Here is a 22,299-nt window from a genome sequence, read left to right on the forward strand (position 1 = left end):
GCCTTAGCCTGCTGACCGCTTCAAGCGCCGGGAATGAGCACGATCTTTCCGATATGCTGCTTTAGCTGAAACGATTTCTGCGCGTCAGCAATCCGATCCAGCGGGTAGGTTTCCGCCAGAAGGGGCCGGATCTCGCCCCTTTCGATGTAGGAGATGAGGTTGGCAAAGATTGGCTCGTCCCATGCGGTGCAGCCAATCAGCGTGATGTCCTTGAGATACATGTCGCGCATATCAAGGCTGACCACGGGCCCGGCAATCGCGCCAGACGAGGCATAGCGCCCACCCCGCCGCAACAGCTTGAGCATGGTGGCAAACTCCGGCCCGGCCACGTTGTCGATTACAACGTCGACGCATTCGGCGCCCAGCACCTCCAGCGGATCATCGCCGCGCGTCAGGACGCGGTCGGCCCCGATCCGGGATATGGCATCCCGCTTGCCGGCGCTGGTGATGGCGATGACCTCGGCCCCCCGGCGTTTTGCCAATTGGACAACGGCCGATCCCACGCCGCCCGATGCGCCGGGCACCAGAACGCGCATCCCAGCCTGCACGCCCGCACGATGAACCATGTTTTCCGCTGTCCCATAGGCGCAAGGGATCGTGGCAAGCTCGGCATCGCTCCAGTCGCAATCGATCGCAAAGACCTCGCCCTGCGGAACCTTGACGTATTGCGCAAAAGCGCCGTCAAAGTCGGACCCCATCCAGAGAGTGTCCATCCGGGCAAAGCCCGCAGCGCGCATGCAGGGTCTGACAAGGACGCGCGCGCCGATCCAGCTTGCGTCGCCGCCAGCGCCGACCGCGACCACCTCTGCGCAGCAATCGGTGCCTTGGATAAAGGGAAAGGGGGTGGCGTCGTTCCAGCCGCCATCCTGTCGGTCCTGAGTGTCGCTGGTGCCCTCGGTGCCGTCGGTGACAGATGACGAATACCAGCCAAGCCGGGTGTTGATCTCGGTATTGTTCACGCCAGCGGCAAGCACCTTCAAGAGCATGTCACCGGGTTCGGGGGTGGGGATGGGCACACGCCTGAATTCAAGCTTGTCGTATCCCCCGGTTCCGGTCGTGACCACTGCATCCATGTCGCCCTGCGGCACGGCCCCTACGGCCTGCATCTTCGGCCCTCCTATCTGAACAGTCAGGCCTGAAGTCATACGCGAGGTCGCGTGTTTTGTCGCCGCTCAATCCTGTTTCGTCGCAAAGTTCTGCCTCACGCGGTCACGTGGGTGCTGCGCAATGCAAAAGGGGCGCGCCATTTGGCACGCCCCTTTTCTCATGACAGTGTGCCAGATTCACTCGGTGAATTCGCCGACCGCCTCGTAGCCTGCGGTAAAGCCGCTCAGCGACACGTCGATGCGCACCACCTGGTCGGGCGCCTGCGCCGGCACCAGCCTGAGTTGTGCAGTTGCGCCGCGCTTGAACGTGTCGACATCTTCCTGGGTCAGCCCCATCTGTGCAACGCAGCCCGCGTCGGTGCAGACACGGTAAGGATAGCTCTTGGCGGTGCCGCCATCGACCGACATCTTCAGCTCTTCGGTCAGCAGGGTGACAAGCGGCACGATCGCGGTAGCGCCCGCCACGGCAGGATCCTGGCCCTCTATGCGAAAGACGCTGAATTCGGCCACAGGATTGCCACCCGACTCGCGCAGGAGTTGATAGAGCTGGCAGGGATCCTCGCCCTCGTCATTGCGAAAGCACCGCAGGCTCCAATCGCCGAATTTTTCACGAACGTAGACGGCAGGCTCCTCGTCCTCAACCTGCGAGCCGGTCGAAAAGGCGTTGCCCGCATCCGATGCGTCCTCGGAGGTTTCCTCTGTGGTTTCTTCCGTGGACTCTTCTGCGGTGTCAGGCGCAGTGGTCTGCTCGGTGTCGGTTGCGGCGTCGGCGGAGTCAGCCTCGGACTGCGCGGTTGTATCCTGAGCCATGGCGGCGCCAGCGAGGCCGAGAACGGCAGCGAGGGACAGGACAGAGAGCGATTTGGGCATGGTTTCCCCTTCATTCATTGAATATTTCCTAGTGCGTTTATCATGGTGTTCCGGCGCTGTCAGGAGCAAATATGCGCGCCCCTCGACGGGTAGGGCGGATTCTTGCACGCGTGACAGCGCGCCAGCGAAAGCCATCCGGCAGCGCCCCTGACGAGAGAGACGCGGGGGAAAAAATCATGGGCCATAGAAAAAGGGGCCGTTGGGCCCCTCTTTCCAGTATCTCCCTGCCGGACTTGGCCGACTTAATCATTAGATCGAACGCTACGATACCTCCGAATACCCGTCAACAGTCAAAATGAGGCTGCATTTGCAGCAAGAAACAAGGCTCCGGCGCAACGATGAAAAAGGGCCGCACCCGAAGGCGCGGCCAGTCTGACAGGGAGGAAGTCATTCCTGCGCCGAGAGGACATATGCGCTGGAATGAAATTGATACTGGCACGAATAGGTTAAGATTGTATGGTCTCGCGGCACGCCGCAAAGGCGTCGGCACCACGCGGAGGATCTTGAGGCATGAGCGACGGCATATTCATCGGCGGCGGTGGGCCGGATTATTCGGACGCGCAGAAACTGAGCCTGAAATACGCCAACCGGCATGGCCTGATCGCGGGCGCGACGGGCACGGGCAAGACGGTGACGCTCCAGATCCTTGCCGAAGGTTTCTCGGCGGCGGGTGTTCCGGTGTTCCTGTCGGACGTGAAGGGCGATCTGTCCGGTCTGGCAGAGGCGGGCAGTGAGACGTTCAAGCTGCACGGCGCATTCAGCAGCCGGGCGGCCACGATCGGTCTGACAGATTACGCCTATACCGCCTTTCCCGTGACGTTCTGGGATCTCTTTGGCCAGGACGGCCATCCAGTGCGCACCACGCTGGCCGAGATGGGCCCGCTGTTGCTGAGCCGCCTGATGGAACTGAGCGAGGCGCAGGAGGGCATCATGAACATCGCCTTTCGCGTTGCGGACGAAGAGGGCATGCCGCTGCTCGATCTCAAGGATCTGCAGGCGCTGCTGGTCTGGGTCGGCGAGAACCGCGAGGCGCTGTCCTTGCGTTATGGCAATGTCGCGCCCCAATCCGTCGGGGCCATCCAGCGCCAGTTGATGGTGTTGGAAAATCAGGGCGGCGCGCAGCTGTTCGGCGAGCCTGCTCTGGACCTTGCTGATCTGATGCATGTCGGTGCGGACGGGCGCGGCCAGATCAACATTCTCGAGGCGAGCAAATTGATGGGGTCGCCGCGCCTCTATGCCACCTTCCTGCTCTGGCTGCTGAGCGAGCTTTTCGAGACGCTGCCCGAGGTCGGAGACCCCGATAGACCCAAGCTGGTGTTCTTCTTCGACGAGGCGCATCTGCTCTTTGATGACGCGCCCAAGGCGCTGGTCGACAAGGTAGAGCAGGTGGCACGCCTCATCCGATCCAAGGGGGTTGGGGTCTATTTCATCACGCAAAATCCCGATGACGTGCCCGAGGATATCCTCGGGCAGCTTGGCAATCGCTTTCAGCACGCGCTGCGTGCCTTCACTGCGCGCGATCGCAAGGCGCTGAAACGCGCGGCCGAGACATACCGCCCTAATGAGCGGTTTTTGACTGTGGACGCCATCCGCGACGTGGGCGTGGGCGAAGCCGTCACATCCATGCTTCAGGACAAGGGCGTTCCCGGCATCGTCGAGCGCACGCTGATCCGGCCGCCCTCATCCAGGCTGGGGCCGATCGACGCCGATGCGCGCCGCGCCGCGCTTGCCGCATCGCCGGTCGCAGGCAAGTACGAAACCCTCGTTGACCGCCGATCAGCCTACGAGATCCTGAAGGACCGCGCCGCGCACGCTGCTGCCGAAGCCGCCCATGCCGAAGAGGTCGCCGAAGAGCAATCGGTGGCCGAGCGAGAGTTCAATGCTGGCCGGCGGTATTCGGGCAAGCGAGTCGAGCGTTCGACTGCGCAGCGCCGGGGGGGCAGTACAGCGGGCAGCTTTGGCGAGGCGATCACGGGGGCGGTTCTGAAGGAATTGAACGGCACCACGGGGCGGCGGCTTGTGCGCGGCATCCTCGGGGGGCTTTTCAAGGGCCGCTGATAGCGCTTTGAACGGAAAGCTGGCACGAGTTCGGAATTCTAGGTATTCTGTCGCTGAGCAGGAAACAATAACATGCGCTACACGCGCAAAAAAACAAAGGGGGCAGCCCGCATGGCCAGCCGCAAATCAACAGGTAACAAAACCAGAGCCAGCCGCGCGAACGCGGTGCCGCCCAAGGCATCTGCAGCGCGCCCCGTGGCGGGCGGCGCAACGACTCTGGTGCCCAAACCGCCATTTGCGGGCGGAGCGCAGGCCAAGGCGGCGCCACCCGAGCACTTCAAGAATACCGCTTTGGGTGTTGAAAATAAAAAAGATAAGCCAACCAAGCCTGCTGTTTCAAATCGTGGAACCAGCACAGAAGTCATGGATGGCGGCGACCCTCTGAAGAAGCAGGAGTTGATTGCCCAGGTTGTCGAACGCTCGGACATCGCGAAAAAATACGCCAAACCAGTAATCGAGGCGATGCTGTCCGTTCTCGGCGACGCGCTCGCCGAGGGCCGCGAGGTGAACTTGCAACCCATGGGCAAGATCAAGCCCAAGCGGATCAAGGACGGGTCCAAAGTGCGTGTCATTATTGCCAACATCCGCCAGCCGAAGTCCGCCGGGACGGCAGGCGCCACAGCCGCGCCATTGGCCGGTAGCACGCCGGCAGCCGGATCGACCAACCTGACTGGCACTTTGCGGGGCGGTAAACCCGGCCCTGGTGGCCCGGCTTCTCCATCGGCTCCGCCGGCGCGCCACCCCCTCAAAGAAGCGGTTGCAGAGGGCGACGACTGACGCTAGAAAACCGCGCAAGGGTGATTAGCTCAGTGGTAGAGCGCTTCGTTCACATCGAAGATGTCAGGAGTTCAAATCTCTTATCACCCACCATTTCCTCCTTATGGAAGCTCATCTGCCTCACGAGGTCAGCGATACTGTCCTTTGCCGTAACGGTTTCAGCGAGGATCCTCGTAACATGATTTCGATTTGCCGAGCTTGGATCGGCTCCGGTCGGGCTTATCAGGGACAACAAGCCGCTTGTACCGGGGCGCTGAATGACCTGTGACACCCCTCCGAACTGGCCCGAAATCTGGTTTTTACGTCATGGCCAGACCGAGTGGAACTTGGCCGGGCGCATTCAAGGGCGGCTCGATTCGCCTTTGACCAATCTGGGTCGAGCGCAGGCGGCGCAGCAGGCTGCTATCATCGCGGAATTCGCGGCGCAGGTCGCGGGCGGGCGAGGGGGCATCTACGTCTCGCCCTTGGGCCGCGCGCGCCAGACTGCCGCGTTGGCACTGCCGCTGCACGATCCGGTGATTGATGCACGCCTTGCCGAAATTGACACCGGCGCATGGGAAGGACTCCAAAAATCCGAACTGCAAAAGTCCGGGCTACCGGGCGGCGATACTGATCTGGCCCTCTACGCCGCCGCGCCCGGCGGTGAGGGACTGGACGCGCTGATCGCCCGCGTTCGGGCTTTCGGCGGTGATCTGGCCGGCCCCAGCATCGTGGTGGCGCATGGTCTTCTGGGGCAGGTGCTGCGCGGCTTGGCGACCGGGATCCCGGCCAGCCAAATGGGCGCGCAGGACAATATGCAGGGCTGCGTCTATCACCTCGCGCGCGGGCGCGAGACACGGCTGGATGCCCCGCCGCTTTGAGCCGGGCCAATGCGCAGCCACCGCCGTAGTCAAGATTACCGCGCAGACCCACTTGCCAGAGCGCCCAGATGGCGCTAATCCCTGCGGCGCGGGTGGTTAGCTCAGTTGGTAGAGCGTTTCGTTTACACCGAAAATGTCGGGGGTTCGAGCCCCTCACCACCCACCATTTCCCTTTTCATATCAAACCCTTGTCCGTCAATTCTGATGCGCGAGGCAGGGCCGCGCAGACGGCGATGACGCGCCAATCGACAAAATCTTCATTTTACCCCTTTCCGGACGCGGTCCGCTGCGCTAGGCAGATGATACTTCGGTCCGGGCCTTTCAGGCCATGGATAATAGGGAACGCGGTCCGGTGCAGTGCGCCAAATCCGCGACTGCCCCCGCAACTGTAGGCGGTGAGCGAAGCCGGATTTACGTCACTGCCGCAGACCTGCGGTGGGAAGACCCGGCCAAGCGTTGACCCGCAAGTCAGGAGACCTGCCGAGGTGTTCACCCTGTCCGGACGCGGGGCGCGTCATGGGCAACGGATCCTTCCGTTGTGGTGGCATTCTCGCCGCCTGCGGGAGCGCCGGAAAACGCTTCTCCGCATGCAAACCCTGGTTCTGCATCGTCCCAAGAGGGCGCTTCCGGAGACACATCCTATGAAACACTTCCTTTCCACATCCACGATTCTGTCCTGCGCCGTCGGGGTCACCGCCGCCACCGGCGCATTCGCGCAGCAGACCTATGATCTGGGCACGATCGTCCTGTCGTCCAGCCTGACCCCGACCGAACTGGGCCGCACGGGCGCCAGTGTCGAAGTGCTGGAGGGCGAGGATATCGGCGACCGCGATGGTGCCGTGATCGACCGGCTGACACGCCTTCCCGGCGTGAATGCCACCTCGAACGGATCACTTGGCGCGCAGAGCGGCATCGCAATCCGCGGCCTGCCAGCGCGCTATGTGGGAACGCGCATCAATGGCATTGACGTTGGCGATCTATCGGGCACGCAGAGTCAATTCAACTATGGCGGGTTGACGCCTTCGGGCATCGGCCGGATCGAAGTGCTGAAGGGATCGCAGTCGGCGCTCTACGGCTCCGAGGCGATCGCGGGCGTGGTCAACATCACGACCTTTCGCCCCGAAAAGCTAGGCTTTTCCGGACGCTATGGCGTCGAGGCGGGCAGCTTTGACACCTACTCCGGCACTCTCTCGATGGGATACAAATCCGAACGCGGCGAGATTGCGCTGAGCTATGGGCGCGTCACGACGGATGGTATCTCGACACAGAGCGGCAATGTCGAGGATGACGGCTTTGACCAGAGCACGGTCGATCTGACCGGGGAGTTCGCCGCGACCGAAGCGCTGACGCTGGGCGGCGCGCTTCATTATCGCGACGGCGATGTGGACATCGACCGCAGCGCCACGGATCCCTCTGGCAACATCGCCTCCAAAGAGCGCGGCGCGCGCGTCTTTGCCGAGCTTGATGCCGGGAATTTCACCCATACGCTGAGCTACTCCTACTTCGATATCGCGCGCCGCGATCCGACCGGCTTCACCACCCGCTTCGATGGCGAACGGCAAGAGCTGGCTTACTTGGGCAGCGCCCGGTTGAGCGGCGCGGCGGTGCTGAACTTCGGGGTCGACCACACCGAGGAATCCTTCAGCACCAGCACCGATCGTGGCGATGAGGATAACACCTCGATCAAGGGCGAGCTTTTGGTGAGCCCGATCTCGACGGTCGATCTGTCGGCGGCCCTACGGTACGATGAGAACTCCGACTTCGGCGGCAAAACCACCGGGCGCGTCTCGGCGCTGTGGCGCGCGATGGATGATCTGGCCTTTCGCGCCGTCATCGGCACCGGCTTTCGCACACCATCGCTCTACGAGCGGTTCAGCGTGTATGGCGATTCTGGCCTCCAACCCGAAGAGTCGGTCAGCTATGAGTTGGGTGTCGAGCGCACTTTTGATGCGGGTTTCGTCAAGGCGACCCTATTCTACACCGATATCGACGATCTGATCCAATTCGATGGCGCATCCACGGCCTGCGCCAGTGGCTTTGGCTGCTACAATCAGGTGCCGGGCACGACAACGTCCAAGGGGATCGAACTGTCGGGCGAATATGCCGTCAGCAGCGCGGTCACTCTTTTCGGGGCCTATACCTATACGGACGCCGAAACCGATGGAGCGCGCCTGACCCGCACGCCCAAACATGATACGCTTTTCGGGGTGGACCTTGCTTTGGGCAACCGCTTCAGTGCCTATGCCGATGTGCGTCATGTGGCCGATGTCGTTCCCAGTGCTTTTGCGCCTGCGAACCACAAGGTCGGCGATTATACATTGGTCGGGGCTGGGATCAGCTATGATATCACCGACACGGCCGAGCTGTACGTGCGGGCCGAAAACATATTTGACGAAGACTATGAGACGGCCGGCGGTTTCAACCAGCCGGGCCGCGCGGCCTATGTCGGGCTTCGTGCGTCGTTCTGATCGCCTGAGAATGCTGGTCGCGTCCGCCTGTCTGGCGGGCGCGGCGCAGCTTTGCGCTGGGGGCGCGAGTGCCGAGCCGGAGCGTGAGGAGCCTGAGCGTGCCGGGCCTGAGCGTGCCGGGCCTGAACGTGTCGTCTCCATCAACCTTTGCACAGACCAACTGGCCATGCTGCTTGCGCGCGAGGATCAACTGATCTCGGTCAGCCGCATTGCGCTGGACCGGCGCGTGTCGCCCATGGCTGATGAGGCAGAGCACTACACCATCAATTCGGGCCGCGCCGAGGAGGTGCATGTCTTGCAGCCCGATCTGGTTGTCGCGGGCATCTATACGTCGCGCGAGACCGTGGCCATGCTGCGCCGCCTCGGGATCGAGGTCGTTCAATTCGATATCGTTCATTCACTTGCCGATGTGCGCGACCGGATGCGCGAGATGGGCGCGGCGCTGGGGCGGCAGGACGCGGCCGAGGCGATGGTGGCGCGTTTTGACGCCGATCTTGCCGCGCTGCGCTCGGCACCGGACGGGCAAGGCGGTCCGGAAGGGCCAGCGCCCCGCGCGGCGCTATACTACGCCAATGGCTATACGTCGGGCACCAATTCACTGGCCAATGACATCCTCGCCGCAGCCGGTCTGCGCAATGCGCCCGCCGAAGCGGGCTATGACTGGGGCAAGCTGCCGCTCGAAATGCTGGCCATGATCGACCCCGATCTGGTCATCACGGCGCGCCGGTATCCCGGCGGCAGCCGCGCCGAAGAAGTCATGGATCATCCGGTCGTCAACGGTCTGCGCGGGCAGGGCGCAGGGATGACCGATCAGGACTGGGTCTGCGGCACGCCCTTCGTGCTGCGCGCCATCGCGGATATGGCCGAGGCGCGCCGCATGGTTCGGGGCCGCGAATGAGCCGCGTGATGATCCCTCTGGTGCTGGCGGGGCTGCTGCTCTTTGCGGGATCGCTCTTGGTCGGACCTGCGGCGCTTGGAGTGGGCGACAGCCTCGTCGCGCTTTGGCGGGGCGGCGATGATCCGGCAGCGATGGTCATGCGCCAGATCCGCCTGCCGCGCGCCATCCTCGCGGCCATGATCGGGGGCAGTCTGGGCCTTGCGGGGGCGGCGATGCAGGGCTACCTGCGCAACCCGCTGGCCGAGCCGGGGCTGATCGGTGTGTCCGGCTCTGCCGCCCTCGGCGCGGTGCTGGCGATCCAGACCGGGCTGGCGGGCGCCTTTGCGCTTGGCCTGCCGCTGGCGGCGCTTGCCGGGGCGCTTGGCGGTGTCGTTCTGGTCATGGGCCTCGCGGGGCCGAGGGGCGGCGCGCTGACGCTGATCCTTGCAGGCATCGCCATTTCGGCACTTGCGGGCGCGCTTACCTCACTGGTGCTCAATCTTTCGCCCAACCCCTTTGCCGCGAATGAGATCGTGTTCTGGATGATGGGCTCGCTCTCGGATCGCTCGATGGTGCATGTCTGGCTGGCGCTGCCGTTCATGGCGGTCGGCACGCTGCTGCTTGCGACGCTGGGCCGGGGCCTGGATGCGCTGACATTGGGCGAGGATGCGGCGGGCGCGATGGGCATCAGCCTGACCTGGATGCGCCTTGTTCTGGTGATCGGCACGGCCTGTGTCGTCGGCGCTGGGACGGCGGTGGCGGGGGCCATCGGCTTTGTCGGCCTTGTGGTGCCGCACGTCTTGCGCCCGTTTGTGGGCGCACGCCCGTCGCGGCTGCTCTGGGCCTCGGCGCTTGGTGGCGCGATCATGCTCCTGGCCGCCGACATCGCGGTGCGCCTGATCCTGCCGTCCCAAGATCTCAAGCTGGGCGTTCTGACGGCCATCGTCGGTGCGCCGGTCTTCTTGCACCTTATCTTCAAGACGCGAAAGGACGGGATATGAGCCTGCTCGCGCTGGATAGCCTTGGCGTCTGCCTGCGAGGGCGCACCATCCTCGAGGACATCAGTCTGACCATCGAGCCGGGCGAATTCGTCGGTCTCATCGGGCCGAATGGCGCGGGCAAGACGACGCTGATGCGCGCGGCGCTTGGCCTGATCCCCTGCACCGGGCGCAGCAGCCTTGCGGGCATGCCCCCCCGAGCGCGCGCCAAATGCGCGGCATGGATGCCGCAGGCGCGCGAGATCGCGTGGCCCGTCAGCGTCGAGACGTTGGTGATGCTGGGGCGGGTGCCGCACCTTGGCGCAGGCCAGCGCGCCGCGCCGGAGGATATCGCGGCGACCGAGGCCGCGATCACGCAGATGGACCTCGAAGCCTTGCGTCACCGCGCCGCCACGCGCCTGTCGGGCGGCGAGGCGGCGCGCGCGCTGATCGCCCGCGCACTGGCACAGCAGACGCCACTTCTGATGGCCGATGAGCCGACCGCCGGCCTTGATCCCGCGCATCAGATCTCGACGATGGAAACCTTTGCCGGGCTGGCCGCGGCGGGCAAATCCTGCCTCGTGTCGCTGCACGATCTGGGCCTCGCGGTGCGTCACTGCACGCGGCTCGTGCTGCTGTCACCGGAGGGATGCCTCGTGGCCGACGGCGCGCCCGCAGAAGTGCTGACACCCGAGAGGCTGGACGTCGTATTCGGCATCTCGGCGGCGTTTCGGACGGGCGAGGATGGCCCGCTCTTTCAGCCGCTGCGCGTGACGCGGTGAGCCGGGTCCGCCTGGAGGCGCCATGGCTCGAGTTTGATCTGGGCGGCGAGATGCGCGTGCTGAGCTGGGCGGTCAACAGGCCCGGATTTGTCAGTGCGCGGCGCATCCTCTGGCGCGAAGTGCGCAACGCTGACCTGCCGGCTGATCTGGACGTGACTAATTGGCTGGAGCATGCGCTGAAGGCGCGTCATGCGCTCGATGCGGTCACATTCCTCACCTCTCGCGATATCAGACATCATCACGTCTCGGAGGTTCACGTTGAGGATGCCATCGCCACTGCCATGGCCACGGTAGGTTTGTCGAATGCCGAGCGCATCGGAACCCGCCTCGACCTCAGCGGGCATGACTGGGGCACGATCAATATCGCGCTGCGGCTGGATGCAGGGCAGGGGCGCGGCGTGCAGAATGGTCTGACCGACGCCGGACTTGCCGAGGCGCTCAGCATTGCGGCCTCAGCTCGCACGGCGGCGGTGATGGAGGCGGGGCTGGACCTGCCGACTGGGCGCGCGACGGGCACTGGCACCGACTGCATTGCCGTGGCGGCGGCGCCCGGCGATATCAACTACGCTGGCCTGCATACCGCCCTCGGCGAGGCGGCTGGCCGCGCTGTCCATCAAGCGGTTGCAGCAGGTGCAGACGAGTGGATGCGCACCGTTCGGCGCAAACTCTGAGGGCCTGCGCACAGCACTCCAAGATCGAAGCGTTCCCACAAAAAGCTGGCTCACAGCCCTTGGCGGTGTGCCGTCCTCAATGCCGACCGAGATGCGCCTCGCCTGAGGCGGATGCCTCAGCTTAGCGGCTTGACGATTTAGGCGAAACTGCCGCTTGACGCCTCCGGTCCCGACGACTAAAGACATCCCATCGCGACCGAGGCAACGGCCCGGGGAGCGCTTGCAGTGGGCGGTTGTAGCTCAGTTGGTTAGAGTACCGGCCTGTCACGCCGGGGGTCGCGGGTTCGAGCCCCGTCAACCGCGCCACCGCTGCTTTTCTCTTGATATTGATGGAATTAGAGGCCATCGGGCCGCGCCAGACCTCGCGCTTTGTGGTGCGGTGCCAGCGCTTGGGTCATACATCAGAAAAACATTGCGCCATTTGAAAATCCCGGCTTTTCGGCATTGACGGGCCAAGCTGCCTGGATTATCCGACACAGCACGCGCGGTTGTAGCTCAGTTGGTTAGAGTACCGGCCTGTCACGCCGGGGGTCGCGGGTTCGAGCCCCGTCAACCGCGCCATTTTTCCCTTCTGCCGCCGTTCATGGCTTGTAGCCTCGGTGAATGGCCTTGTCCGGCGTCAGTGCCTCGGGCCAGCCGTATATGCGCTCGACCGCATAAAGGGCGATACACACCCCGATGATCGCAAGGACGAATTTCACGCGCCCTGCACTGGGTGGGTTCTGCGCCCAGCGTGTCATGCGCAAAAGCCATCTGGTATTCATGAGACGTCCGTTCCTTCGATTGATGATCGACGCACAAGGGATGCAACCGCCCTTGGACGCAGCGCGTTGGGATGCTATCGGTGTTTTGGTCGCGGCCAGTTTCCCTTGCCATTTCAGCCTCAGTCTATGACATAAGGCGCCACTGTTACACGAAATTACCCCGGAGACGGCCTTGCCCACCCATTCCGAAACCCGAGAGCTGCCCTATTCCGCACAGCAGATGTATGATCTGGTCGCGGATGTCGGCAACTACCCGAAATTCCTGCCTTGGACGGCGGCTGCGCGCGTGCGCAGCACGGCCCAGCAGCCAGACGGATCGGAAGTGATGGAGGCTGATCTGGTCATCAGCTTCAAGGTTTTTCGAGAGAAATTCGCAAGCCGTGTCGTGCTCTATCCCGAGGCGAAAAAGATCGACACCAAGTATCTTGATGGTCCGTTCAAGCATATGATCTCGAATTGGGAATTCACCGACACGGAGGAGGGGTGCAAAGTCGATTTTCACGTCGATTTCGAGTTTCGCAACCGAATCCTGCAATCGGCGGCGGGCCTCTTTTTCTACGAGGCGATGCAGCGCATTGTGCGCGCGTTTGAGCGCCGGGCGCGCGAACTCTACGGCTGATCCAGCGCCTGCGCCATCAGCACTAGGGCGTGATCGCGCGCTGCGCGCCGCACCTCGGCCCGGCCGAGCGCCCCGAACTCTTGCACATCGGTCACCACTGCATGGCCCTCGCGCATAACGCCGAAACAGACTCGCCCCTCGGGCTTGTGCTCGGACCCACCAGGACCGGCGATGCCGGTGATCGAGACAGCCAATTGCGCGTCTGAGGCGGCCAGAGCGCCGCTGGCCATCTCGGCGGCCACCTCGACGCTGACCGCCCCATGTGCCTCCAGCGTTTCCCGCCTGACACCCAAAAGCTGTATTTTCGCATTATTCGAATAGGTTACAAAGCCACGCTCAACCACATCCGAGCTGCCGGGCACTTCGGTCAGCGCGGCCATGACCATGCCGCCAGTGCAGCTTTCGGCGGCGGCGATCATCACGCCCCGTGCGCGGGCCAGCGCCAGAAGATCGGCGGCGATCATGCGCCCATCAGCCCATGGGCCAACGCGGCGAGCGCGATGACGCCAATCGCGGCAAAGACCCCTGCGATCACATCGTCCAGCATGACGCCAAGGGGCGTGTGGCGCCGGTCGGCCCAGCCTATGGGGCCGGGCTTGAAAATGTCGAAGAGCCGAAAGAGCACAAAGGCCGCGATCCAGCCCGGCCAGAGATCGAAGACGGAGACACCGGCATGCCACGCGCCAAAGGACAACGGCAGAAGCGCGACCCACTGGCCGACGACCTCGTCGATCACCACATAGGAGGGATCGTGATCGTCCCCCCAACGGGTAACCGCCGTCGTCGCCCATAGCCCCTCGAAGAACGCGGCAACAATGCCGATCACCAGAAGCCATGGCCCGCCGATCAGATGCAAGAGCGCCGCCAAGGGCAGCGCCGCGGCAGAGCCCCATGTTCCGGGTGCGGGCCGCAGGTAGCCGACGCCTCCCACCGTCGCAACGATCTGCGCGATCGTCATGGTGCCACCAGAAGGACGCTGGCCATGGCCGCGATGCCTTCTTCGCGGCCGGTGAAACCAAGCCGCTCGGAGGTGGTCGCCTTGACCGATATGCGGTCTTGCGCGAGGCCGGTCATCTCGGACAAGGCGGCTTGCATGGCGCTGGCATGGGGCCCGATCTTGGGCTGCTCGCAAACAAGTGTGATGTCCATGTTGCTGATATCATACCCTTTCTCCTTTGCGAGTGCGACGGCATGGCGCAAGAAGATATGGCTCTCGGCGCCTTTCCATTCGGCCTCGCTGGGCGGAAAATGGTGTCCGATATCACCCTCGGCCAGTGCGCCGTAGATTGCATCGCAAATCGCGTGCAGGCCGACATCCGCGTCGGAATGCCCCTGAAGCGCGCGTCCATGCGGCACGGCCACGCCGCAGAGCATTGCGTGATCTCCGGGGCCAAAGCGGTGGACATCATAGCCGCTGCCGATGCGAATATCCATTCTGCCTCTCAGCCGGGCCTCTGCCCGCGCAAAATCAGGGGGGTAGGTGATCTTGAGGTTATCCTCATCGCCCGGCACGATCACCACGTCAAGCCCGGCGGCCCGCGCGACGGCCACATCATCCGCCGCATCGCCTGCATGGCTTCGATGGGCAGATAGGATGGCAGCGAAATCAAAGCCTTGCGGGGTCTGGGCGCGGAAGAGACCGGCGCGCTCCTGCGTGCCGGTCACGCAGCCGTTTGCCCCCGTCCAGAGTGCATCGGTCACCGGCAGCGCAGGCGCGGCGGCGATCGCGCCACCCTCAAGCGCCGCCAGCACGCGGCGTATCAACGCGGGCGTGGCGCAAGGCCGGGCGACATCATGGATCAGAACACGGCTGCACCCCATCCCTTCCAACGCCTCCAGCCCGGCCCGCACCGAAGCGGCGCGCGTGGCGCCGCCCTTGGTTGCATGCACGCCGGGGGGCGCAGAATAACCTTCGATATCATCAGGATGAAGCGCAATCATGATGTGATCCACCTCGCTCATCTGCTGAAACGCGCGTATGGTCCAGTCGATGACGCGCGCGCCTGCAAGCGGCTGCCACTGCTTGGGCAGATCCGTGCCCGCGCGGGTGCCGCGCCCGGCGGCGACGATGAGAATGGCCAATGTCATGCACGTTACGCTAGCGTGCCGCGTTGCAGCGTGCAATTCATTGCAGAGCCTCTTCGCGCCCGATAGAGATAGCTATGGTACACAGGGATCAACACGCATGCTGCCCAAAGACAGTCTGACCCTCGCTGACACACCTCTGGCCTCGCCGGTCCTTTTGGCGCCCCTGGCTGGTATCACGGACCTGCCGTTTCGCACGCTCGTCGCCAGCTTTGGCGCGGGACTGGTCGTCAGCGAGATGATCGCCAGTCAGGAAATGGTGCAGGCAAAACCATCGGCGCGCGGCAAGGCGGAGCTGGGGCTTGGGCAGGCGGCCACCGCTGTGCAGATCGCCGGATGCGAGGCGCACTGGATGGCCGAGGCGGCCCGCATCGCCGAGGCAGGCGGCGCGCGCGTCATCGACATCAACATGGGCTGCCCCGCAAAGAAGGTGACGCGCGCCGCCGGGGCGGGGGCCGCGGGATCGGCGCTGATGCGGGAGCCGGACCATGCGCGCGCCTTGATCGAGGCGGTAGTGCACGCGGTGGATGTGCCCGTAACGCTCAAGATGCGGCTTGGCTGGGATGATGCCACGCGCAATGCGCCGCTGCTGGCACGCATGGCCGAGGCGGCGGGCATCGCGATGGTCACCGTTCATGGCCGCACGCGGTGCCAATTCTACAAGGGCAGCGCCGATTGGGCCGCTATCCGCGCCGTACGGGATGCGGTGTCGATCCCGGTGGTGGCGAATGGCGACATCACCGATGCCGCATCGGCGCGCAGGGCGCTGGCGGCGTCGGGCGCGCAAGGCGTGATGGTGGGACGCGGGGCGCAGGGGCGCCCATGGGCCTTGGCCGAGATTGCCCATCAGATCGCCGGGCTGCCCGCGCCAAACATCCCTTCAGGTGGCGCGCTCTCTGACATGATTTCAATGCACTACGAGGCGATGCTCATGTTTTACGGATCGGAATTGGGCGGGCGCGTCGCGCGCAAGCATCTGGGCTGGTATCTGGAGAACGCAGACCCGCAGCTACGCCGCGCGCTTCTGACGGCGCAGGATCCGGAAGCGGTGCTGCGCCTGATCCCGGCGGCTGCCGCGTCGCTGCCATCCCCCACCTTGCAGGTGGCTGCGTGAGCGCGGGGGGCGATACACTCTGGGCGGCGCTGCCAGTGCCTGCCTTGTTGCTGGATGGCGCCAACCGGGCGCTTCGGGCCAATCCGGCAGCAGAGCATTTTCTGAACACCTCCACGCGCGGGATCGTGGGCCAGATGCTCTGGACGCTGATGCTGCTCGACACGCCGATCGAGGCGGCACTGGCGCGCGCGCGCAGCGACGGCGCGCCGCTTTTCGTCGCGGATGTGGCGATCAATGCGGGCGGCCACCCGCCTGTCCAATGCAGTGTGCATGTGTCTCCCTATGGCGCTCCAGAGGACACAGAGCCGCTGAACGGCGGCGATGGCACGATGTTGATGCTGATCACCCCGCGCGAGCTGTCCGGGCACATGATGCTCGACCCGCGGGCGCGGCCGGCGGCTCGCTCGGCCATCGGCATGGCCGAGATGCTGTCGCATGAGATCAAGAACCCGCTGGCCGGTATCACTGGCGCGGCGCAACTTCTGTCGATGGGTCTGAGCCCCGAGGACCGCGAGCTGACCGATCTTATCGTCAGCGAAAGCCGCCGGATCGTGGCCCTGCTGGGCCAGGTCGAAAGCTATGGCAACCTGCCTCAGCCACGCCTGGGGCGCATCAATGTCCATGATGTCCTGCGGCGTGCGCGGCGCAGCGCGCTCCTTGGGTTTGCGTCTGAAATGCGAATCAATGAGGTCTATGACCCCTCCTTACCCGATGCGCTTGCCGATCCGGACATGCTGCTTCAGGTGCTGCAAAACCTGCTCAAGAACGCCGCAGAGGCGGCAGGAGCAGAGGGCGGCACGATCACCTTGCGCAGTTACTTCGAACAAGGCACGCGGCGGCGCGGCGAAGATGGCGCCTCCGCGCCCTTGCCCCTGCAGATCGAGGTGGCAGACGATGGGCCGGGCGTGCCGCCCGACATGACGGCCAGCCTCTTTGAGCCCTTCGTATCGGGCCGCGAGAATGGTACGGGCCTTGGCCTCGCGCTGGCTGCGCGGATCATCTCGGCGCATGGGGGCTGGATCACGGCCACGTCGCGGCCCGGCCATACTGTCTTTCGCATATCGCTGCCGATGGCGGCCTCTGGCACGGAGCAGATCTGATGGATGGCACAGTCCTGATCGCGGATGACGACCGCACCATTCGCACTGTCTTGTCGCAGGCGCTCACGCGGGCCGGCTGCAAGGTGCATGCGACTTCCAGCCTTACGACGCTGATGCGGTGGATCGGCGAGGGGATGGGGGATGCGGTGATTTCGGACGTCGTCATGCCCGATGGCAACGGGCTTGAGATGCTGCCCAAGATCGCGGCCGAGCGTCCCGGTCTGCCGGTCATCATCATCTCGGCCCAGAATACCGTCATGACGGCCATTCGCGCGGCCGAGGCCGAGGCGTGGGATTATCTGCCCAAGCCTTTTGATCTGCCTGACCTCATGGCGCGCACCGCGCGCGCGCTGGACAGCCGCCGCGCCGCGCGCGCGCCGGCCCTCGAAAAGCCGCCCGAGGAATTGCCGATCGTCGGGCAAAGCGCGCCGATGCAGGCGCTCTTTCGCGTGCTGGCGCGGGTCATGAATACCGATCTGCCGGTCTGGATCGCGGGCGAATCGGGGACGGGCAAATCGCTTATCGCAAAGGTCATCCACGATGTTTCAAGCCGCCGCTCCCATCCCTTCATCACCGTCGGGCCGGGCGATCTGGGCGACGAGGGCGCGCCTGCGCGCCTTGTTGCGCGGGTCGGGGGCGGCACCCTGGTGCTGGACGGGCTGCATGATTTCGGCGCGGATGCGCAACTGCGCGCCCTCATGCTGATCGACCTTGCGGGGCGCGCCGAGGTGCCGCCGCGCCTGATCGGAACGGCGCAGGCCAGCGACAAGTTGCGCGGTGACCTTTATTACCGCCTTGCGGGTGCGGTGATCGAGGTGCCGCCGCTGCGCGCGCGGCGCGATGACATCGCTTTGCTGGCCACGCATTTTCTCTATCTGGCCGAAGAGGGCGGCGCCCCCGCGCGGCGCCTTGCCCCCGATGCGCTGGACGCGATGCGCGCGCATGACTGGCCCGGCAACCTGCGCGAGTTGGACCATGCTGCGCGGCGCCTTGCGCTGGCGGCCCGCGCGCCGGTCATTCCGCGCGCCGAGGTGGATGCGCTGCTGGCGATGGGTCCGGCTGCGCCCACGTCCGCGCCCGCCACGATTGCCGATACGCTGCCGGACGCGGTGGCGGCCCATGTGCAGCGGTACTTTGATCTGCATGGCGATGACTTGCCGCCCGCGGGGCTCTACGCGCGGGTACTGCGCGAGATCGAGGCACCGCTGCTGCGAATCGCGCTGGATGCGGTCGGGGGAAATCAGGCCAGATGCGCCGAGCTTTTGGGCATTAACCGTAATACGCTGCGCAAAAAGATGACCGAACTGGATATTGAGGTGACACGCCGCCGCAAGTTGATGTAAAAGAGCAACAGACCTGTGGCGTAAATGGAGTTTGCTCCTCGCGTGCCACAAGATATTGTAGGCACCGCCCTTGCGGTGTCGATGCGCTGGGGGGTGCGAGTGGCCGCAAGGACACGCAAGATGGGCTGGGAGCGGATTTCGCGTCTGCGCCGTGCCAAGCGTTTTCAGACGGCCGCCACTTTTGGGCTCGTGGTTCTGGGGCCTGTTCTTGCGCTGGCGACTTTCCTCGCCATGGGGCCGCTGGATCAGGACGCGCAGTCCAATGTCCTGCGCATCGTCCTCCTGGCCGATCTGGTTTACGTCATCGCCGTCGCCGCCCTCGTGATGCAGCGCGTGGTTCAGATGGTCTCGGCACGGCGCTCGCAATCGGCTGGCTCGCGGCTGCATCTGCGGCTGACCGGCGTGTTTGCCATCATGGCGCTCTTGCCGACTGTGACGGTCGCCGTTTTTGCGACCCTTTCGGTCAACATGGGGCTTGAGGCGTGGTTTTCCGACCGCGTGGGCCGTGTTGTCAGCAATTCGGTCGCCGCCGCCGAAGCCTATGAGGAAGAGCATCGCCGCGATCTGATCATCGACGCGCAGGTGGTTGCCCAATTCCTAGAAGACGTGAAGCGGCGCAGTGTCTTTCTGGATGACGGCGATATCCGTCAGATCCTGTCCGAGGGCCAGCGCGAGATCCAGCGCGGGCTGCGCGAGGCCTTTGTCATCGACGGCACCGGCGAGATCCGCGCGCGCGGCGAAAGCTCCTATCTGTTTGACTACGAAGAGCCGGGCGCGGCCGCTCTCGCAGAAGCGCGCGAAGACGGTCTGCTGATCATTCAGGACTGGGACAACAACGAATTCCGCGCGCTGATGCCGCTGGAGGGGTTTGCCGACCGGTATCTCTATGTCAGCCGGAATGTGGATGGCGACATCCTGAACCTTCTGGACGAGACCAAGGAAACCGCGAATTTCTATCAACAGCGCGAGAGTGAGCGGGGCCGCGTCCTCTTTGAATTCGGCCTGCTTTATCTTGGCTTTGCCGTCATTCTGATCCTTGCCGCGGTCTGGCTGGGCCTGTGGTTTGCCGAGCGTCTGGCGCGCCCCGTGGGCCGTCTGACCAGCGCCGCGCAGCGCATCGGGGCAGGGGATCTGGACGTGCAGGTGCGCGAGGAGGAGGGCGATGACGAGATCGCCCAGCTCAGCACGTTCTTCAACCAGATGACCCGGCAGCTCAAGGGCCAGCGCGCCGCGCTTTTGTCCAATACCGATCAGATTGAGCGGCGCCGCCGTCTGTTTGATTCGGTTTTGGGGTCGGTGTCTTCGGGCGTCGTCGGCCTTGATGCCAAGGGGCGCATCACCTTCGTCAATCGGGCTGCGGAGAAGCTTCTGGACTGGCAGGAGGACCGCCAGTCCGTGGACCTCTGCGTGGCGGTCCCCGAGTTCGCCGAGCTGTTCAAACGCCTGCGCAAAAGCACGGGCGGCTTTGTGCAGGACGAGATCCGCGTGACGCGGGGCGGCTCGCAAGAGAGCCTGCTGGTGCGCATGTCGACCCGCCGCGAGGACAGCGGCAAGCGCGAGGGCTATGTGGTTGCCTTCGACGATGTGACTGATCTGGTCAGTGCACAGCGCATGGCCGCCTGGGGCGATGTGGCGCGCCGCATCGCGCATGAGATCAAGAACCCGCTGACGCCCATCAAGCTGAGCGCCGAGCGCACCAAGCGCAAGTTCACCAAGCTGCTGAGCGAGGAGGACGCCGCGTCCTTGGGCCAGTTGACGGATGTGATTGTGCGCCAGACCGATGATCTGCGCCGAATTGTGGATGAATTCAGCAAGTTTGCCCGGATGCCCGAGCCCGACCGCAAGCCCGAGAGCCTGACGCGCCTGCTGCGCGAGGCAATCCTCTTGCAGGAGGCGGGACAGCCGGATGTGCGCATCGAGACCGATCTGGAGGATGCGCCGCTCTGGGCCGATGTGGATGCGACAATGATCAGTCAGGCGCTGACGAACCTGATAAAGAACGCAGGCGAAGCCACTGAAACCATGATTGAAAAGGGCATCGCACCAGAAGGCTATCAGCCGACGATCCGCGTGCGCAGCACCTTTGACGGCGGGCGCGCCGAGCTGAGCATATCGGACAATGGCACCGGTCTGCCCGAGGATCGGTCGCGCCTGTTCGAGCCTTATGTGACGACGCGCGCCAAGGGCACGGGCCTTGGCCTGCCGATCGTCAAGAAGATCATCGAAGAGCACGGCGGCACGCTGACATTGTTTGATGCCGCGCCCTTCGAGGAGGGCGCACATCCGGGCGCCTTGGCCGTGATCCGGCTGGATTTGACTGAAGTGATTGATGACGACAAGAACGCCGATGCGGCGGTGGGAGCATGACAAGCATGAGCGACATTCTGATCGTGGACGATGAGCGGGACATCCGCGAACTGATTTCCGATATCTTGCAAGACGAAGGGTATGCCACGCGGCTCGCCGGGAATTCCGACGACGCGATGGCCGCCATCGCCGCCGAGCAGCCGGGCCTTCTGGTGCTCGATATCTGGCTGAAAGACAGCAACATGGATGGCATCGACATCCTCAAGGCGGTCAAGCGCGACTATCCCGAGGTGCCCGTCGTCATCATTTCGGGACATGGCAACATCGAGATCGCCGTCGCCGCGATCAAACAGGGCGCCTATGATTTCATCGAGAAGCCGTTCAACATCGACCAGTTGATGGTCGTCATCCGCCGCGGTATGGAGACCAGCCGCCTGCGCCGCGAAAACTCCAGCCTCAAGCGGCGCGAGACGACACCTGCCGACATGCTGGGGGAGAGCACGGTCTTTCGGAGCCTCATCGGCCAGCTCGACAAGGTGACGCGCTCGAACGGGCGGGTGATGCTGTCGGGGCCGGCAGGATCGGGCAAGGAACTCGCCGCGCGCTATATCCATGTGAACTCGGGGCGCTCTTCCGCGCCGTTCGTCAGCGTTGGCTGCGCCTCGATCGAGGCCGAGCGCATGGAAGAGGTGCTTTTTGGCCGCGAGAGCGAGGAAAAGGGGATCGAGCCGGGTCTGCTGGAGGAAGCCAACGGCGGCGTCATCTATTTCGACGAGGTCGCCGACATGCCGCAGGGCACCCAAGGCAAGATCCTGCGCGTTCTGGTCGATCAGCAATTCCTGCGCGTCGGCGGCTCGGACAAGGTGCAGGTGGATCTGCGCGTCATCTCCTCCACCTCGCGCGATCTTGAGCACGAGATCGCCGAGGGCCGTTTTCGCCGCGAGCTGTTTCACCGGCTGAACGTGGTGCCCATCGAAGTTCCCTCGCTGGAAGAGCGGCGCGACGATATTCCCGTTCTGGCTGAGTATTTCATCGAGATGCTGAACAAGACCCAAGGCTTGCCGCTGCGTAGAATCAGCAGCGAGGCGCGCGCGCAGCTTCAGACGATGAGCTGGCCGGGCAATGTGCGCCAGCTGCGCAACATGATCGAGCGCGTGCTGATCCTGGGCGATGGCACGGACGAGATCCAGTCGCGCGAATTGCCGGGCGAGGCCGAAGCCGCACCCAGTGACGGGCGCGTCGTTCTGTCGGGGGCGCTGTCGACCATGCCGCTGCGCGAGGCGCGCGAGGCATTCGAACGCGAGTATCTGCTGACCCAGATCAACCGCTATAACGGCAATATCAGCCGCACCGCCGAATTCGTCGGGATGGAGCGCAGCGCCTTGCACCGCAAGCTGAAATCGCTGGGTGTCATGACCTCTTCCAAGGCGGGCGCGCGCACCGGCTAAGGCGGGCGCAGGCGGGTTCTGTCCGCGCCGAAACCGGGATCATTTGACCACCGGGCGATTGTCAGGCAAACCC

At 64.3% G+C, this 22,299-nt stretch carries 20 protein-coding genes, 4 tRNA genes and 1 riboswitch; of the genes, 18 read left to right on the top strand and 6 right to left on the bottom strand.

All coding sequences use genetic code 11. The annotated features are described in order from the left end of the window. Positions 1 to 20 precede the first annotated feature (20 nt). Complete coding sequence (locus V8352_RS11310) at positions 21 to 1,106, bottom strand: alcohol dehydrogenase family protein (RefSeq protein WP_336424401.1); 1,086 nt, start codon at positions 1,104 to 1,106, stop codon at positions 21 to 23. A 177-nt stretch (positions 1,107 to 1,283) separates the two neighbouring features. Beyond that, positions 1,284 to 1,976 carry an invasion associated locus B family protein gene (locus V8352_RS11315; RefSeq protein WP_336424402.1) on the bottom strand — a complete coding sequence of 231 codons (693 nt, stop codon included), beginning with the start codon at positions 1,974 to 1,976 and terminating at the stop codon, positions 1,284 to 1,286. A 510-nt stretch (positions 1,977 to 2,486) separates the two neighbouring features. Here V8352_RS11315 and V8352_RS11320 point away from each other — a divergent pair. The 12 genes from V8352_RS11320 to V8352_RS11375 all read left to right on the top strand — a co-directional run bounded on the left by V8352_RS11320 (position 2,487) and on the right by V8352_RS11375 (position 12,007). After that, entirely contained in the window at positions 2,487 to 4,034 is a 1,548-nt protein-coding gene (locus V8352_RS11320) for a helicase HerA-like domain-containing protein (protein WP_336424403.1), read from the top strand. A 72-nt stretch (positions 4,035 to 4,106) separates the two neighbouring features. Further along, on the top strand, positions 4,107 to 4,811 hold the full coding sequence (locus tag V8352_RS11325; RefSeq protein WP_336424404.1) for an HU family DNA-binding protein: 705 nt from the start codon (positions 4,107 to 4,109) through the stop codon (positions 4,809 to 4,811). Between the two features lie 18 nt (positions 4,812 to 4,829). After that, positions 4,830 to 4,904, top strand: a tRNA-Val gene (locus V8352_RS11330). 164 nt (positions 4,905 to 5,068) lie between these two features. Then, a complete protein-coding gene (locus V8352_RS11335) occupies positions 5,069 to 5,671 on the top strand; it encodes a histidine phosphatase family protein (RefSeq protein ID WP_336424405.1) in 603 nt (200 codons plus the stop codon). A gap of 90 nt (positions 5,672 to 5,761) precedes the next feature. Further along, positions 5,762 to 5,837: transfer RNA gene (locus V8352_RS11340), tRNA-Val, on the top strand. 125 nt (positions 5,838 to 5,962) lie between these two features. Continuing rightward, a riboswitch (cobalamin riboswitch) is annotated at positions 5,963 to 6,170 on the top strand. A 142-nt stretch (positions 6,171 to 6,312) separates the two neighbouring features. Then, positions 6,313 to 8,139 carry a TonB-dependent receptor plug domain-containing protein gene (locus V8352_RS11345; protein ID WP_336424406.1) on the top strand — a complete coding sequence of 609 codons (1,827 nt, stop codon included), beginning with the start codon at positions 6,313 to 6,315 and terminating at the stop codon, positions 8,137 to 8,139. A 10-nt stretch (positions 8,140 to 8,149) separates the two neighbouring features. Beyond that, positions 8,150 to 9,037 (top strand): ABC transporter substrate-binding protein, encoded by an 888-nt coding sequence (locus V8352_RS11350; RefSeq protein WP_336424407.1) that lies wholly within the window; start codon positions 8,150 to 8,152, stop codon positions 9,035 to 9,037. Further along, positions 9,034 to 10,017: a FecCD family ABC transporter permease gene (locus tag V8352_RS11355; RefSeq protein WP_336424408.1), complete on the top strand. Its 984-nt coding sequence runs from the start codon at positions 9,034 to 9,036 to the stop codon at positions 10,015 to 10,017. Before V8352_RS11350 ends, V8352_RS11355 begins: the two co-directional genes overlap by 4 nt. Then, on the top strand, positions 10,014 to 10,775 hold the full coding sequence (locus V8352_RS11360) for an ABC transporter ATP-binding protein (protein WP_336424409.1): 762 nt from the start codon (positions 10,014 to 10,016) through the stop codon (positions 10,773 to 10,775). The genes V8352_RS11355 and V8352_RS11360 overlap by 4 nt, the downstream gene beginning before the upstream one ends. Beyond that, the gene (locus tag V8352_RS11365) at positions 10,772 to 11,446 is read left to right on the top strand and encodes an adenosylcobinamide amidohydrolase (RefSeq protein ID WP_336424410.1); all 675 of its coding nucleotides are present in this window, start codon (positions 10,772 to 10,774) and stop codon (positions 11,444 to 11,446) included. The genes V8352_RS11360 and V8352_RS11365 overlap by 4 nt, the downstream gene beginning before the upstream one ends. A gap of 229 nt (positions 11,447 to 11,675) precedes the next feature. After that, a tRNA-Asp gene (locus V8352_RS11370) sits at positions 11,676 to 11,752 on the top strand. Positions 11,753 to 11,930: 178 nt separating this feature from the next. After that, positions 11,931 to 12,007, top strand: a tRNA-Asp gene (locus tag V8352_RS11375). 20 nt (positions 12,008 to 12,027) lie between these two features. On the opposite strand, the gene V8352_RS11380 is transcribed toward V8352_RS11375, so the two are convergent. After that, positions 12,028 to 12,210 carry a hypothetical protein gene (locus V8352_RS11380; protein WP_336424411.1) on the bottom strand — a complete coding sequence of 61 codons (183 nt, stop codon included), beginning with the start codon at positions 12,208 to 12,210 and terminating at the stop codon, positions 12,028 to 12,030. 172 nt (positions 12,211 to 12,382) lie between these two features. On the opposite strand from V8352_RS11380, the gene V8352_RS11385 reads away from it, so the two are divergent. Further along, entirely contained in the window at positions 12,383 to 12,829 is a 447-nt protein-coding gene (locus V8352_RS11385; protein WP_336424412.1) for a type II toxin-antitoxin system RatA family toxin, read from the top strand. On the opposite strand, the gene V8352_RS11390 is transcribed toward V8352_RS11385, so the two are convergent. The 3 genes from V8352_RS11390 to V8352_RS11400 are packed head-to-tail and all read right to left on the bottom strand — an operon-like array spanning position 12,820 to position 14,917. After that, the gene (locus tag V8352_RS11390; RefSeq protein ID WP_336424413.1) at positions 12,820 to 13,293 is read right to left on the bottom strand and encodes a CinA family protein; all 474 of its coding nucleotides are present in this window, start codon (positions 13,291 to 13,293) and stop codon (positions 12,820 to 12,822) included. The two genes, V8352_RS11385 and V8352_RS11390, sit on opposite strands and share 10 nt — an antisense overlap. Then, positions 13,290 to 13,787 (bottom strand): phosphatidylglycerophosphatase A family protein, encoded by a 498-nt coding sequence (locus V8352_RS11395; RefSeq protein WP_336424414.1) that lies wholly within the window; start codon positions 13,785 to 13,787, stop codon positions 13,290 to 13,292. The genes V8352_RS11390 and V8352_RS11395 overlap by 4 nt, the downstream gene beginning before the upstream one ends. After that, entirely contained in the window at positions 13,784 to 14,917 is a 1,134-nt protein-coding gene (locus tag V8352_RS11400) for a bifunctional 2-C-methyl-D-erythritol 4-phosphate cytidylyltransferase/2-C-methyl-D-erythritol 2,4-cyclodiphosphate synthase (protein WP_336424415.1), read from the bottom strand. The genes V8352_RS11395 and V8352_RS11400 overlap by 4 nt, the downstream gene beginning before the upstream one ends. 97 nt (positions 14,918 to 15,014) lie before the next feature. On the opposite strand from V8352_RS11400, the gene dusB reads away from it, so the two are divergent. The 5 genes from dusB (at position 15,015) to ntrX (ending at position 22,226) form a co-directional block, all read left to right on the top strand. Continuing rightward, positions 15,015 to 16,028, top strand: a complete 1,014-nt coding sequence (dusB, locus tag V8352_RS11405; RefSeq protein WP_336424416.1) for a tRNA dihydrouridine synthase DusB — start codon at positions 15,015 to 15,017, stop codon at positions 16,026 to 16,028. Beyond that, positions 16,025 to 17,128: a two-component system sensor histidine kinase NtrB gene (locus V8352_RS11410; RefSeq protein ID WP_336424417.1), complete on the top strand. Its 1,104-nt coding sequence runs from the start codon at positions 16,025 to 16,027 to the stop codon at positions 17,126 to 17,128. Before dusB ends, V8352_RS11410 begins: the two co-directional genes overlap by 4 nt. Then, entirely contained in the window at positions 17,128 to 18,471 is a 1,344-nt protein-coding gene (locus V8352_RS11415) for a response regulator (protein ID WP_336424418.1), read from the top strand. The genes V8352_RS11410 and V8352_RS11415 overlap by 1 nt, the downstream gene beginning before the upstream one ends. A 120-nt stretch (positions 18,472 to 18,591) precedes the next feature. Next, positions 18,592 to 20,838 (top strand): sensor histidine kinase NtrY-like, encoded by a 2,247-nt coding sequence (locus V8352_RS11420; protein ID WP_336424478.1) that lies wholly within the window; start codon positions 18,592 to 18,594, stop codon positions 20,836 to 20,838. 5 nt (positions 20,839 to 20,843) lie between these two features. After that, a complete protein-coding gene (gene ntrX, locus V8352_RS11425) occupies positions 20,844 to 22,226 on the top strand; it encodes a nitrogen assimilation response regulator NtrX (RefSeq protein ID WP_336424419.1) in 1,383 nt (460 codons plus the stop codon). Positions 22,227 to 22,299 lie beyond the last annotated feature (73 nt).

This window comes from Roseovarius sp. D0-M9 (assembly GCF_037083805.1).
Lineage (GTDB): Bacteria > Pseudomonadota > Alphaproteobacteria > Rhodobacterales > Rhodobacteraceae > Roseovarius.